This window comes from Streptomyces sp. NPDC050508 (assembly GCF_040655155.1).
GTDB lineage: Bacteria > Actinomycetota > Actinomycetes > Streptomycetales > Streptomycetaceae > Streptomyces.
The window spans coordinates 234,672-247,867 of the sequence record NZ_JBFAJJ010000008.1 but is presented as its reverse complement, the minus strand read 5'-3'; the positions used below and the strand labels follow the sequence as shown (position 1 = coordinate 247,867).

General features: G+C 71.1%; 13 protein-coding genes and 1 pseudogene. 7 read left to right on the top strand and 7 right to left on the bottom strand.

What is annotated here, in order from left to right:
* Positions 1–23 precede the first annotated feature (23 nt).
* The 7 genes from AB0I69_RS24250 to AB0I69_RS24220 all read right to left on the bottom strand — a co-directional run bounded on the left by AB0I69_RS24250 (position 24) and on the right by AB0I69_RS24220 (position 7,635).
* On the bottom strand, positions 24–1,586 hold the full coding sequence (locus AB0I69_RS24250) for a glycosyl hydrolase family 65 protein (RefSeq protein WP_363097748.1): 1,563 nt from the start codon (positions 1,584–1,586) through the stop codon (positions 24–26).
* 76 nt (positions 1,587–1,662) lie between these two features.
* Positions 1,663–2,439 carry an NPP1 family protein gene (locus AB0I69_RS24245; RefSeq protein ID WP_363097747.1) on the bottom strand — a complete coding sequence of 259 codons (777 nt, stop codon included), beginning with the start codon at positions 2,437–2,439 and terminating at the stop codon, positions 1,663–1,665.
* Between the two features lie 137 nt (positions 2,440–2,576).
* Positions 2,577–3,536, bottom strand: a complete 960-nt coding sequence (locus AB0I69_RS24240) for an ATP-dependent DNA ligase (RefSeq protein WP_363097746.1) — start codon at positions 3,534–3,536, stop codon at positions 2,577–2,579.
* A gap of 126 nt (positions 3,537–3,662) precedes the next feature.
* The gene (locus AB0I69_RS24235) at positions 3,663–4,352 is read right to left on the bottom strand and encodes a response regulator transcription factor (RefSeq protein ID WP_363097745.1); all 690 of its coding nucleotides are present in this window, start codon (positions 4,350–4,352) and stop codon (positions 3,663–3,665) included.
* Positions 4,349–5,572 carry a sensor histidine kinase gene (locus AB0I69_RS24230; RefSeq protein ID WP_363097744.1) on the bottom strand — a complete coding sequence of 408 codons (1,224 nt, stop codon included), beginning with the start codon at positions 5,570–5,572 and terminating at the stop codon, positions 4,349–4,351. The genes AB0I69_RS24235 and AB0I69_RS24230 overlap by 4 nt, the downstream gene beginning before the upstream one ends.
* Before the next feature lie 205 nt (positions 5,573–5,777).
* A complete protein-coding gene (locus tag AB0I69_RS24225; RefSeq protein ID WP_363097743.1) occupies positions 5,778–6,422 on the bottom strand; it encodes a response regulator transcription factor in 645 nt (214 codons plus the stop codon).
* 22 nt (positions 6,423–6,444) lie between these two features.
* Positions 6,445–7,635 carry a histidine kinase gene (locus AB0I69_RS24220; RefSeq protein ID WP_363097742.1) on the bottom strand — a complete coding sequence of 397 codons (1,191 nt, stop codon included), beginning with the start codon at positions 7,633–7,635 and terminating at the stop codon, positions 6,445–6,447.
* A gap of 177 nt (positions 7,636–7,812) precedes the next feature.
* Here AB0I69_RS24220 and AB0I69_RS24215 point away from each other — a divergent pair, with 177 nt between their 5' ends.
* The 7 genes and pseudogenes from AB0I69_RS24215 (at position 7,813) to AB0I69_RS24185 (ending at position 13,110) form a co-directional block, all read left to right on the top strand.
* A complete protein-coding gene (locus AB0I69_RS24215; RefSeq protein WP_363097741.1) occupies positions 7,813–7,995 on the top strand; it encodes a hypothetical protein in 183 nt (60 codons plus the stop codon).
* Between the two features lie 114 nt (positions 7,996–8,109).
* Positions 8,110–8,217: pseudogene (locus tag AB0I69_RS24210) on the top strand (TetR family transcriptional regulator); the annotation flags it as partial.
* A 322-nt stretch (positions 8,218–8,539) separates the two neighbouring features.
* The gene (locus tag AB0I69_RS24205) at positions 8,540–9,262 is read left to right on the top strand and encodes a response regulator transcription factor (protein ID WP_363097740.1); all 723 of its coding nucleotides are present in this window, start codon (positions 8,540–8,542) and stop codon (positions 9,260–9,262) included.
* A 366-nt stretch (positions 9,263–9,628) separates the two neighbouring features.
* Positions 9,629–10,870 (top strand): cytochrome P450, encoded by a 1,242-nt coding sequence (locus tag AB0I69_RS24200; RefSeq protein ID WP_363097739.1) that lies wholly within the window; start codon positions 9,629–9,631, stop codon positions 10,868–10,870.
* Positions 10,871–10,920: 50 nt separating this feature from the next.
* Positions 10,921–11,118: a ferredoxin gene (locus tag AB0I69_RS24195; RefSeq protein WP_033282886.1), complete on the top strand. Its 198-nt coding sequence runs from the start codon at positions 10,921–10,923 to the stop codon at positions 11,116–11,118.
* Positions 11,115–12,290 (top strand): FAD-dependent oxidoreductase, encoded by a 1,176-nt coding sequence (locus AB0I69_RS24190; RefSeq protein ID WP_363097738.1) that lies wholly within the window; start codon positions 11,115–11,117, stop codon positions 12,288–12,290. Before AB0I69_RS24195 ends, AB0I69_RS24190 begins: the two co-directional genes overlap by 4 nt.
* Positions 12,271–13,110 carry an SDR family oxidoreductase gene (locus AB0I69_RS24185; RefSeq protein WP_363097737.1) on the top strand — a complete coding sequence of 280 codons (840 nt, stop codon included), beginning with the start codon at positions 12,271–12,273 and terminating at the stop codon, positions 13,108–13,110. Before AB0I69_RS24190 ends, AB0I69_RS24185 begins: the two co-directional genes overlap by 20 nt.
* Positions 13,111–13,196 lie beyond the last annotated feature (86 nt).

Here is a 13,196-nt window from a genome sequence, read left to right as displayed (position 1 = left end):
TCACCCCCCAACCAGTGGATCGCTCACTCCGCCAGCACGATCGAAATCACCTGCCGCCCCCGCCCGCCCGCGGCCACGACCGGTGAGCCCGGCGCCCCGTCGACCGTGCACGACTGCACCCGGCTCCCGCCCCCGCTCAGCGTCACGTCGAGCGTCATGCCCCGGTACGGCAGCCCGCGCAGACTCACCGCCCCCCAGTTCGCCGGCAGACACGGGCTCAGCCGCAGGGCGTCGTCCGTGAGCGTCAGGCCGAACAGGCCGTCGTGGACCAGGCGCAGATAGGCCGTCGCCGACCAGGTCTGGTCGGGCTGGGACACGAAGTGGTCGGCGTGTCCGCTGCTGCCGCCCTGCCAGCCGCCGTCCACGGTGCCGGTCGCGGAGTCGTACAGCTCGTAGAAGCCGCCGCTCGCGGTGATCAGTCCGGCGAGGGTGTCGACGGCGAGGGCGAACGGCTCGGTGCGGCCCGCGTCGGCCGCGGCCTGGCCGTACAGCCCGTGGACCATCGGCCAGACCATCACGTTGTGCCGTCCCGGATGCCGGTCGTCGAAGCGCGGGAAGTGCGGCCAGACGTTGACGATGCCGTACGGCTGCCAGTGCGTGGAGTCGAGGATCCGGCCGGCGCGTTGGCCGTCGGCGACACCGAGGAGGATCGCGAGGGCCAGTCCCGCGCCCTCCTGCGAGGTGTCGACGTGTCCGGCATGGGTGCCCTCGCCGTGCACGAGATAGGCGTAGGTGCCGGCGTCCGCGCGCCACAGGTGGTGGTCGATCGCCGTGCGCAGGTGCTCCGCGTCCGAGCGGAACGAGGCGGCCTGCACCGGGTGGCCGAGGGCCTCGGACATGGCTGCGAGGGCGAGATGGGCGCCGTAGTAGAGGCAGTTGGTCGACAGGCACATCAGCTTGTCGGTGTGCGGGTGGTCGAGGACGAAGGAGGAGTGGACGGACGTCGAGGCGGGCGGGCTCGGGTAGCCGGAGATGCCGTCGTTCATGAAGCCCGGCCCTTCGAAGAGGCCGAACGACGGGTTGAAGTGCTCGGCCCGGCGCGCTGCGAGGGTGTGCGCGGAGGTGTCGTAGGCCTGGGTGAGGAAGTGCCGGTCGCCGGTGACCAGGTAGTGGTGGTGGGCGGCCAGGACCCACACGATCTGGTCCCACCACTGGTTGTCCTGCTGGACGACGAGCCCGCCCTGCTCGCGGTCGACCACGGACCACAGGGTGTTGCGGCCGACGTCCGGCGCCAGCAGGCTGACCCCGCTCCACGCGTTGACGGCCGCGTCCCGTGTCCAGCGCTGCGGCGCGGGATAGCCGCCGCCCGCCCGGACGACGGTGCCGGGCGGGTAGCTGAGCAGGCCCGCCTTGTCGTACACCGAGCGGTCGGCGCCGATGGTGTTGGCGCCGGACACGGATCCGAGCGCGGACGCGTAGACGCTGCCGAGGCGGCGTTGGACGGCCTGGTCGTCGAAATCGAGGGTGGGCATGGTGTATCCGTTCCCGGGTGCCGGGCCCTGCGCACCCGCCGGGATGGCCGTCGCCCCGGCGATACCCAGGGCGATGAGCAGAGCCCTGCGCGAGATCCCGCGTTCAGCTGCCACGTTCCGTCCTCTCGGCTCCCGGGGTCGAGATGACTCCGGGAGCCCTGAGAACGATGGTGCCCCCTGGACGGTTCGGTCAGGCGGCCGGGTCGAACGTGATTCCGGACGGCTCGGCCGACGTGAGGTGTGCCACGAAGTTCGCGTCCTTGAGTCCGAAGTTGGCGCTGCCGAAGTCGTAGGCGCTCAACTTGTCGCGCAGGCCCGCCGGGTAGCCGTTCCAGCCGACGAGCGGCGGGTACTGCCAGGTGTGCTTGTCGTTCTCCGGCGGCTCGTCATTGGCGTTCGCGAGGCGGAAGTCGTGCGTGCCGATGCCGTCCTTGTGGTAGACGATCTTGGCGTGCGTGCCGTCGAAGCGGACGTCGGACGCCGCGTGCACGGTGAACGAACCGTGGTTGGACGTCGACACGTACTGGATCGTGCCGTTCTGCACCCACACCACGACGTGTTCCCAGTCGTTGCGGTGCCCGCCGATGCTGGAGTTGGCGACGGCCTGGTCCTTCTCGAAGTACAGGCCGTACATGTACGCGCACCAGCCGTTGTTGCACTTGTAGCGCGAGTAGCTGTTGGTGTTGTCGAGGTCCGAGGCGTCATGGCACTCGCCGCTGAGCGAACCCGTCGGGTTGAGACCGCCGTTGATCGTCCCGTCGGGGCCGATCGCCGGCGTCGGGTAGCAGCCGTCCGTGTCGTAGTCGAAGGCGGGCAGATACGTCTGCTCCGCCGCTTCGGCGTTCGCGGGCAGCGCCGTGGGCGGGGCGGCGAAGGCGGCGCTGGGAAAGGCGATGACCAGGGCGGCGGCACCGCCGAGACCGGCGAACCACCTTGTACGGCGGGTTCGGGACTTCGGGGACGACAATGCGTCCTCCTCTCGGGCGCAGCCCGACGGCTGTGGGGGGAAAGGGCTTTCATGGTGCCGACTTTCCATGTACGCGCCAAGGGGGTGGGGTGTCACTCCGGTAACGGATCACCCAATACTTGATCTACGCAACTTCCTCAGTTCTCCGGCATGTCCTCCGGTACGTCCGCCGCCGACTCCTCCGGCGCGAGGTCCGGCCGCAGCCGCAGCCAGGACGGCTGGCGCAGCATCCCGGCCCGGGTACGGGTGCTGTAACGGACCTCGCCGACCAGCCGGGGCACCACCCAGCGGGCCTCGGCCACCGGCGGCACCGGATCGAAGGGGCACACGTCGGTCCCGGCGGCCCGCAGCAGTACGGCGAGTTCGGCGCGCTCGGCCTCGCTCCAGCCGGTGCCCACATTGCCGACGTACCGCAGCCGCCCCGCCGCGCGCTGCCCCACCAGCACCGCGCCCGGCAGGCCCGTGAGGCGCCCCTTGCCGGGCACCCAGCCGCCGACCAGCACGTCCTCGCTGCGCAGGTTGCGGATCTTGATCCAGGCGCGGGAACGCACCCCGGGCTCGTACACCGAGTCCAGCCGCTTGCAGACCAGGCCCTCCAGTCCGTGCTCGCGGGTTGCCCGCAGCGCCTCGGCGCCATGTCCGGTGAGTGCGGCGGGAGTCGACCAGTACGGGCCGTCCAGACCGAGCTGTTCCAGCGCGGCGCGTCGGCGGGCGTACGGGAGGGCGAGGAGCGGCCGTCCGAGGTGGGGAATGTCGAACAGCACGAGATGAACGGGCGTGTCGGCGGCTCGGCGTGCCGCCAGCGCGGGCGACCGGGCCAGGCCCATCCGGCCCTGCAGCAACTGGAAGTCGGCGCGCCCCTGTTCGTCCAGGGCCAGCACCTCGCCGTCCAGGATCGCCGCAGTGGTGCCCAACTCGCCGCCCAGGGGCCGCAGTTCGGGATAGGCGCCGGTGATGTCCTCGCCGGAGCGGGCGAGCAGCCGCACACTGCCGTCGCCGGGGAGGTACGCCAGCACACGCTGGCCGTCCTGCTTGGTCTCGTAGGCCCACTGGGAGTCGTGCGCGGCGGGCGGGAGAGCGCCGGGGGTGGCGAGCATGGGTGGGATGTGGGGGAGGGGCGGTGGTGGGGTCACGGCAGAGATGTCGACGAGGTCGGGCGGTGGCACGCGTGGTTCGGGGCGGGTTCGCCTGAACGGCCGCGATCCCCATGGGTGGCCGTCGGCTCAGAACTCGGGGACGGGTGTGGGCGGTGCCTGCACCAGCCCCGTCTGGTAGGCCATCACGACGAGTTGGGCGCGGTCGCGGGCGTCGAGTTTTGTCATGGCGCGGTGCACGTGGGTGCGTACGGTCAGCGGGCTGACGTACAGCTTCTCGGCGATCTCGTCGTTGGAGTGGCCCTCGGCGGCCATGGCCATGATCTCGCGCTCCCGGGCGGTGAGGAGGCCGAGCCGCTCGGGCGCGGCCAGCCGGGCGCCCTGTGCGGGCGTGGCCAGGAAGCGGGTGATCAGGGTGCGGGTGGCGAGTGGGGAGAGGAGCGACTCGCCGGAGGCGACGGTGCGGATGCCGGACAGCAGGGCCTCGGCGGTGACGTCCTTGCCGAGGAAGCCGCTCGCGCCCGCCCGCAGTGCCTGCGCCACGTACTCGTCGATCTCGAAGGTGGTCAGGATGAGGACGCGCGTGTCGGACAGCGCCGGGTCGGCGCAGATGGCGGTCGTGGCGGTCAGGCCGTCGGTGCCGGGCATGCGGATGTCCATCAGGACGAGGTCGGGGCGGTGTTCACCGGCCAGCAGGATCGCCTCGGCGCCGTCGGCCGCCTCGGCGACCACCTCCATGTCCTCGCAGGTGTCGATCAGGATCCGGAAGGTGGCCCGCAGGAGGGCCTGGTCGTCGGCGAGCAGTACGCGGATGGTCATGGGGTTCTTTCTTGCGGTTGCGGGGCGCTGGGGTACAGCGGCAGATCGGTGGTGACTTCGAAGCCGCCCTCGACACGGTGCCCGGCCCGGAGGGCGCCGCCGACCGACCGGGCGCGCTCGCGCATCCCGATCAGGCCGAAGCCGTGGCCCGGGGTGGGGGCAGGGGTCGGGTTGACCGCCGGCGCCGTGCTCGCCCCGTCGTCGGTCACGGTGACGGTCAGCCGGTCGTAGGCGTAGCGCAGCCGCACGTGCGCCGACCGGGTCGTGGCGTGCTTGCTGACATTGGTGAGGGCCTCCTGCACGATCCGGTACGCCGTCAGGTCCACCCCGGGTGAGAGCGGGCGCTTCTCGCCCTCCGTCGTCACGGTGACCGTGAGACCGGCGGCTGCGAACGCGCCGGTGAGTTCGGCGAGTTGGGCCAGCCCGGGGCTCGGGGCGAGAGGTGTGCCGGGGTCGTCGGACTGGCGCAGCAGACCGACCGTGCCCTTCATCTCGCACAGTGCGGAGGACGTCGTACCGGCGAGTTCCGTCAGGATCCTCTGCACATGGTCGGGGTGCGTGCGCGCGAGGTGGGCCGCGGTACCGACCTGGGCGTGGGCCAGGGCCAGATGGTGGGCGACGACATCGTGCAACTCCCGGGCGATACGCATCCGTTCCTCGGCCACCCGGTGCCGTGCCTCCTCCTCCCGGCTGCGCTCGGCGTACTCGGCCCGCGCCTGCACCGCCTCCAGATAGGCGTCCCGCAGCCGGACCGCGTTCCCGGCGACGACCGGCAACAGCAGCCAGGCCGCCGGGCCGACGGTCCTGAACGGCCAGGGGTGATGCGCCGGGTCCACCGCCGTGGCCGTGGTCACCACCAGCACGACCGAGGCGAAGAAGTAGCGGCGGGCCGTTCCGCGACCGGTGTGAACGGCCAGCCGGTACAGGGCCAGCATCAGCGGCCCCAGCATCAGCGGGGTGAGCAGGTGGCCCAGCGCGCCGGCCCATGCGGCGGCCGACGCCGTGACCGTGACGACCGTACGAGGACGGCTCCGCTGCCAGAACAGGGCCGCGCAGGACACCGCGGCGAGCGCGATCGTGGGGCCCACCGCGTCCGGCCGGGGACCGTCGGGGATGCCCAGCTCGCTGCCGAAGAGGAACATGGCGAACAGCAGGACGGCCGACATGGTGTCGACGGTGCGGATGTGCTCGTCCGCGTAGCGCTGCCAGCTGTCGTTCATGGTTGTCTCCGATGAGGCCCGGTCAATCGAGGGAAGTGGCCACGGGACCGAGTACTCCACATCTGCGGCTGCTCTCGGGGACCGCCCCAGACTCCCGTGCGGACCCCCGTCCCGTCGTCGTACGGCTGCCGACAATCGCGACTACTGAGAACGCGGTACGCACCGCAGGTCGTGTCATCCCTGAGTACGACCGGCGGTGCGCGTGTCACACGTTCTGCAGATACGCCAGCACGGCCAGCACCCGGCGGTGCCCGCTGTCGCTCGGCGGCAGGCTCAGCTTCAGGAACACGTTGCCGATGTGCTTGCTGACCGCGCGTTCCGTGACGACCAGGGTCTTGGCGATCGTCGTGTTGTCGTGGCCCTCCGCCATCAGCTTCAGCACCTCGCGCTCGCGCGGGGTCAGCGAGTCCAGCGGTGAGTTACGGCGCCGGGTGAGCAGCTCGGTCACCACCTCGGGGTCGAGCGCCGTACCGCCGGCGGCCACCCGGTCCAGCGCGTCGAGGAACTCGTCCACGCGCCCGATCCGGTCCTTGAGGAGATAGCCGACCCCGCTCGCCCCGACCCCCAACAGCTCGGCGGCGTACGACTCCTCGACGTACTGCGACAGCACCAGCACCGGCAGCCCCGGGATGCGCTCTCGCGCTTCGAGCGCGGCCCGCAGGCCCTCGTCGCGGAAGCCCGGCGGCATTCGCACGTCGAGCACGGCCACGTCCGGCCGGTGTTGGAGCAGCGCGGGCAGCACCTCGGGTCCGCTGCCGACGACGGCCACCACCTCGTGCCCCGCTGATGTCAACAGGAGGACCAGACCCTCCCTGAGCAGGGCGTTGTCCTCGGCGAGCAGCACTCTCACGACAGTTCCGCCTCAACTACGCTCACCAGACGCACGGCAGCTCCACTTCGATCACGGTAGGTCCCCCCACGGGGCTGGTCACAGTCACACTGCCGTCGAGCGCGGCCACCCGGCGCCGCATACCGAGCAGCCCCGATCCGCCCGCCTCTCCCCCAGAGCCAATAGCCTGGGAGGGGCCCCCAGCTCCGCCCCGCCCCTCGTCGCGCACCCGGACGTGCAGTCCGGTGCGGGCGCGGGCGAGATGGACGTCGGCGCGGTCGGCGCCGCTGTACTTGGCCGCGTTGGTCAGCGACTCGGCGATCACGAAGTAGGCGGCAGCCTCCACCGCCGCCGGGGCGCGCGGCCCGTGGTGTCCGTCGGTCAGCCCGTCCACGGTCACGGTGACGGAGAGCGCGCTGCTGGCGGCGAGCGCGCGGACCGCGCCGACCAGGCCGCGGTCGGTGAGGATCGGCGGATGGATGGCGCGTACGACATGCCGCAGATCCGTCAGCGCCTCCTCGGCCAGCGTCTGCGCGTCGTCGAGCATCCTGCGCGCCGCCGTCGGGTCCTGGTCGTAGGCCCGCTTGGCGAGACCGATACGCATGGAGAGTGAGACCAGCCGGGCCTGGGTGCCGTCGTGCAGGTCGCGTTCGATCCGGCGCAGTTCGGCCTCGTGCGCGGCGATGGCGCCCGCCCGGGTCTGCACCAACTCCTCGACCCGTACGGCCAGTTGGGCCTTGGGTGAGGGTTTCAGCAGGACGGTGGACCAGTGCGCGTCGAGGTCCGCGAGCCGGCTGATCAACGGCAGGACGACGGCCCGGCGGCGCAGCAGCCCGCACCACACACCGTCGACGACCAGACCCAGCGGCCACAAGGGCAGCATCAGCACAGGCAGCGTGCCGTAGGCGTAGTAGGCGATCATCCAACGGAAGTCGGTGAGCGTGCCCGGGTCGCGGACCGCGGTGCGCACCCGCTCCCGCACGGTGCCGGTGAGCGGCTGGTACGCCTCCGGGATCTTCCGGCCCGTCCACGCGCCCGCCTGCTGCCGCTTGGCCCCGGCGATCCGCCGTATCAGCAGCACCGTCTCGGGCAGCATGAAGGCGCCGACCACCGCGGCCGTGGCGATCGCGGTGATCAGGAGCACGGTGACGAAGATGTACGACCCGAAGGTCATCGCGGCGGAGACGACCAGCTGGACTGTCGCCCGGGCGGCCTGCCGCACGGTGGCGCGCATGAAGATCAGGTTAGGCGCATCTGTCCGGGTGTGGGGGAGCGGACCGCCCGGCACGGGTGTAGCCCGCTCCACCACGGGTCCGGGAGATCGCTCCCTCGTGGCGTCGGGCGGACGACGGAATCGTTGAGGCAACACGTCAGCCAAGATCCAAGTCTTCTCGATCCGGAGGAACCACCCATGACGCCGCTGCTCGCGTCGAGACCCGTGCTGTGGTTCCTGTTCCTGTTCAACCTGCTCGTCGCTGTGGCCGCGCCCTTCGTCGCCGACGGCGCGCAGGCCGTCCTGACCGCCGTGGGCATGGGTACCGTCGCGATCGGGGCGGGCGTAAGCCTGTACCGGACCCGCAGGCGGACGGCCTGACGGTCGCCTGCCCGGCGGGGCGGTACGTGGCCGGAACGCGACGATGTTTAAGTCAGCTGCTCGACCTGAATGAGGTATTCCGTTTGCCTGGAGTCCGTGTCCGGGAGAACGGCGATGACGGACAAGGCGACAGCACAGGCCGAACAGGTCGGCAGTACCCGGGAGTTGATCCTCACCACGGCAGAGCGGCTGTTCGCCGAGCTCGGTGTCCACGCCGTCTCCAAGGTTCTCCGGGTGCGCGACCCGCACGCCGGGCGCGGGAACGGGGTTTGTCCACGGACCCGGCGCCGATCCGGGGGAGTGGCCGGCGGCCGGGTCCGGGACAGCGCCGACCCCCGTCCCCACGGGTTCGGCGCGGGAGTCGCCTTCCGCTCAAGGCGACCCCGGCTCTGGTGAGCGAGAGGCTCAGCTGTGCTCCTGACTCCTGGCGGCCCGTCCTCAGGGCGAGCTTCCTTGAGTTAGGCAAGCGTATCTGACTTACTTGAGTCAAGCAATCGAATGTATATTGCTTGAGTCAGGCAAGCAGGACGGTAGGGTGACGCTCATGTCCACGTACGGCAGCATCGGTGAGACACGCTCGCTCGCCCGCGGTGGCGGGCAGCACCTGCTCGTCGCCGTGGACGAGCCGGACAACGCCGAACTCCTCTCCACGACACTGGAGTTGGCGGGCTACCACATCAGGACGGCCGGCAACGGCACCGAGGTGGTGTCACGGCTCGCGGAGCAGCGGTTCGAACTGGTCGTCATCGACGCGGAGTTGCCCGAGATGGACGCCCTCGCGCAGGGCCGCCGACTCGTCACGCACCGCCCGCCCGTCCTTCTGCTCACCGGCTGGGACGCCCTCGACAAGCTGCTGCCCGAACTGGGCGCGGGGGAGCGGGACTACGTCACCAAGCCCTTCCGGATCGCCGAAGTGCTCGCCCGTATCCAGGTGTTGCTGCGCGGCCGGGGCGGCGGACGCGACGGCGCGCTGCACTACGCCGACCTCGTCCTGGACGACACCACCTGCCAGGCGCGGCGCGGACGGCGCACCCTCGACCTCACGCCCGCGGAGTACCGGCTGCTGCGCCACCTCCTCGTCAACGCGCACAAGGTGCTGTCCAAGGAGCAGATCAGCCGGTATGTCTGGGGCGACTTCCGCGGTGACAACGCGATGGAGCAGCTCGTCTCCCGCCTCCGGCGCAAGGTGGACCAGGAAGGCGCGGCGCTCATTCATACGCGCCGGGGCTTCGGCTACTGGCTCGGGCGGGCGGCCAATGAGGTGTGAGCGCGCTAGTGCCCGCCGGGGGAGTTGCAAGGGATTCGCGGAGCAAATATGTGCACCCTGTGAAGCGGGGTGTGGGGCGGTGTCACGGTGACGTGGTGCCGCCCTTCTTTTGTTGCGTTCGCGAGTCGGTGGCGTCACGTCCCTGTCGGTCAACTCGCTTGTAATTCACCTGAGTTGACCCTCCCTGGCATCTCTGTCCGGTTCATGGCAACAGCGTCGACATGTGATCTGAGCCACGTCAGGTTGTTGTCAGGAAACCGACCGGAAGGAGTCAGCCCGCTCTGTTTGCATGTGCTCATCGAGGCCTCGATCCCAGTACCCCGGCGCTCCGCCCCCACGCAGAGCCCCCCACCACCGAGGAGAGACATGGCCGACACCCCGACCGACACCGCGCCCGACACGGCGACGGCGGTCCCCGAATACCCGATGCAGCGGGACGCGCGCTGCCCCCTCGCCCCGCCGCCCGCCGTGCACGGGCTGCGCGACGGGAAACCGATCGGCCGGGTCCGCATCTGGAACGGCAGCACGCCTTGGCTGATCACCCGCCACGCCGACCAGCGCGCCCTGCTCACCGACCCCCGCGTCAGCGACGACGACCTGGAAGCCGGCTTCCCCTACGTCAACGCGCACCGCGCCGACATCGCCCCGCACACCCCGCGGATGATCACCAACACCGACGCGCCCGAGCACACCCGGCTGCGCCGCACGGTCAACGCGCCGTTCGTCGTCAAGCGGATCGAGGCCATGCGGGCCCCCGTCCAGAAGATCGTCGACGAGCTGATCGACGACATGCTGGCCGGCCCCAACCCCGCCGACCTGCTCACCGCGCTCGCCCTGCCCGTCCCCTCGCTGGTCATCGCCGAACTGCTCGGAGTGCCGTACGAGGACCACGACTTCTTCCAGCGCAACAGCAGCATCGCGCTCGACAGCGCCGCGTCGCCCGAGGAGGCACGGGCGGCGAGCGGCGCGCTGGCCGCCTATCTGGACAAGCTCATCGGGCTCAGGCTGGAGAACCCGGCCGAGGGCGTGCTGTCCGAGATGGCCGGGCGGGTCAACAACGGTGAGATGACCCGCACCGAGGCCGTCCACATGGGCGTCGCCATGCTCATCGCCGGGCACGAGACCACCGCCACGATGATCAGCCTCGGCACGCTCGCCCTGCTCCAGAACCCCGACCAACTCGCCCTGGTGCGCGACACAGACGACCCCAAGGTCATCGGCGGCGCGGTCGACGAACTGCTCCGCTACCTCACCATCGTGCAGACCGGCGTCCGCCGCGTCGCCAAGGAGGACATCGAGATCGGCGGCGTCACCATCCGCGCCGGCGAGGGCATGATCTTCGACCTGCACGCCGCGAACTGGGACCCCGAGGCGTTCCCCGAGGCCGACCGCCTCGACATCACCCGCTCCGCCCGCCAGCACCAGGGCTTCGGCTACGGCCCCCACCAGTGCCTCGGGCAGAACCTCGCCCGCCTCGAACTCCAGGTCGTCTACGGCACCCTCTACCGCCGCATCCCGACCCTCCGACTGGCCGCCCCCGTCGAGCAGTTGGCCTTCGACCGCACCGGCACGACCTACGGCGTGGCCTGCCTGCCCGTCGCCTGGTGACCACCCCCTCACGAACGAACACGAACGAACAGAGAGCAGAGGACACAGCCATGAAGGTCGAACTCGACGAACCGAAATGCGTCGCCTCCGGGCAGTGCGTGGTCGCCGCCCCCGACGTCTTCGACCAGCGTGACGACGACGGCGTGGCGATCCTCCTGGAGGAACAGCCCGGCGCCGAACTCCTCGACGACGTACGGGAAGCCGTGGCGGTCTGCCCGGCCGCAGCGATCCGACTGGTGGAGCAGTGACCCGGATCGTCGTCGTCGGAGCCTCGGCCGCCGGACTCGCGGCGGCCGAGACCCTCCGCCGCGAGGGCTACACCGGCACGCTCACCCTCGTAGGGGACGAACCTCACGCGCCCTACGACAGGCCGCCGCTGTCCAAGCAGGTCCTCGCCGCCGAGTGGGAACCCGACCGGGTGGCCCTGCGCACCCCGGCCGACCTGACCGGGCTCGACCTCGACCTGCGTCTCGGTGTCGCCGCGACCGCGCTGGACCTCGCCGCGCAGGAGGTGTGGCTGTCGGGCGGCGTACGGGTGTCGTACGACCGGCTCGTCATCGCCACCGGGGTGCGGCCCCGGCGGCTGCCGGGCGAGGGCGCGCATGTGCTGCGCACGCTCGACGACGCGCTCACCCTGCGCGAACGGCTCGGTCCCGGGCGGAAGTTGGTGGTGGTCGGCGCCGGGTTCCTCGGCGCGGAGGCCGCCGCCGTGGCCTGGCGCCTGGGTGCTGAAGTGACCCTGCTGGAACCGGCGCCCGTGCCCCTGGCGCACGCCGTCGGCGAGCAGGTCGGGCGGGTACTGGCGCAGGCGCACGTGGACCACGGCGTGAACCTGCGCACCGGCGTCTCCGTCACCGAGGTGACCGACGAGGGCGTACGGCTCGGGACCGGCGAGGAGATCGAGGCCGACGAGGTGCTCGTCGCGATCGGCTCGCTGCCGAACACCGAGTGGCTCGCCGACAGCGGACTCTCCGTCGGTGACGGCGTGGTGTGCGACGAGTACTGCGAGGCCGCGAAGAACGTATACGCGGCCGGTGACGTCGCCCGCTGGTACAACCCGCTGTTCAGCACCTCGATGCGCATCGAGCACCGCACCAACGCCGCCGAACAGGGCATGGCCGCCGCACGCAACCTCCTGAACTCCGAGGCGCGCAAGGCGTTCGCACCCGTGCCCTACTTCTGGTCCGACCAGTACGACATGAAGATCCAGGCCTACGGCTATCTGCGCGGCCACGACGAAGTCGCCATGGTGGACGGGGACTTGGGCGAGCGGCGGTTCGTGGCCGCCTACCGCACCGGCGACCGGCTCACCGGTGCCCTCGCGGTCGGCATGCCGCCCAAGGCGATCCGCGTATGGCGACAGGCCATCGTGGCCGGAGCGAGTTGGCAGGAGGCCGTCCATGGCGCAACGACCGTCTGAGGAACCCCGCGACGTCGTCGTGGTCACCGGCGCCGGAGGCATGGGCACGGCGATCGCACGCCGTATCGGCAGCGGCCGGACCCTGTTCCTCGCCGACGCCTCACGCGGCCAACTCGACCGCACCGTGGCCGCGTTGACCGCCGAGGGCTACCCGGCGCACGGCGTCCTCACCGACATCTCCGACCGCGCGGCCGTCGACAAGCTCGCGCGGACGGCGGCCGGCGAGGGCCGGATCGTCGCCGTTGCGCACACGGCCGGGGTCTCCGCCTCGATCGCCTCGGCGCGGACGATCCTGGAGGTCGACCTGCTGGGCACGGTCCATGTGATCGACGCCTTCGAGCCGGTGGCGGGGCGCGGCACCGCGCTGGTCGCCGTCTCCAGCATGGCCGGGCACTACGCCTCACTCAGCCCCGAGGACGAGGCCGCCCTGGCGAGCGCCCCGGCGGAGGAACTCCTCTCCCTGGACGTCGTCAAGGCCGTGGGGGACGACTCACTGCGCGCCTACATGGTCGCCAAGCGCGCCAACCACGTGCGCGTGGAGGCCGCCGCGCTCGCCTGGAACCTGCGTGGCGCCCGCATCAACACCGTGAGCCCCGGCGTCATTTCGACCGCGATGTCGAAGGCCGAGGCCGAGTCGCCGCACGGCGGGCACATGCTCAAGATGCTCGACGACTGCGGTTCGGGACGCACCGGGACACCGGGCGAGATCGCCGACGCGGTGGCCTTCCTGACCGGCCCGCAGGCGCAGTTCATCACCGGCACCGATCTGCTCGTCGACGGCGGGCAGGCCGCCTGGGTCCGCCGGCACATGCGGCACTGACGTCCCCGCCCCGGACGCCGGCCACCCCACGGACACCGGCGTCCGGGCCTGTCGTACCGCATCACATCTCTCGACGACCGCAGAGA

Coding starts and splice junctions, on each gene's coding strand:
- AB0I69_RS24240 (WP_363097746.1), bottom strand. CDS start 3,536: ATGCTCGCCACCCCCGGCGCTCTCCCGCCCGCCGCGCACGACTCCCAG.
- AB0I69_RS24235 (WP_363097745.1), bottom strand. CDS start 4,352: ATGACCATCCGCGTACTGCTCGCCGACGACCAGGCCCTCCTGCGGGCC.
- AB0I69_RS24230 (WP_363097744.1), bottom strand. CDS start 5,572: ATGAACGACAGCTGGCAGCGCTACGCGGACGAGCACATCCGCACCGTC.
- AB0I69_RS24220 (WP_363097742.1), bottom strand. CDS start 7,635: ATGCGCGCCACCGTGCGGCAGGCCGCCCGGGCGACAGTCCAGCTGGTC.
- AB0I69_RS24215 (WP_363097741.1), top strand. CDS start 7,813: ATGACGCCGCTGCTCGCGTCGAGACCCGTGCTGTGGTTCCTGTTCCTG.
- AB0I69_RS24205 (WP_363097740.1), top strand. CDS start 8,540: ATGTCCACGTACGGCAGCATCGGTGAGACACGCTCGCTCGCCCGCGGT.
- AB0I69_RS24200 (WP_363097739.1), top strand. CDS start 9,629: ATGGCCGACACCCCGACCGACACCGCGCCCGACACGGCGACGGCGGTC.
- AB0I69_RS24195 (WP_033282886.1), top strand. CDS start 10,921: ATGAAGGTCGAACTCGACGAACCGAAATGCGTCGCCTCCGGGCAGTGC.
- AB0I69_RS24185 (WP_363097737.1), top strand. CDS start 12,271: ATGGCGCAACGACCGTCTGAGGAACCCCGCGACGTCGTCGTGGTCACC.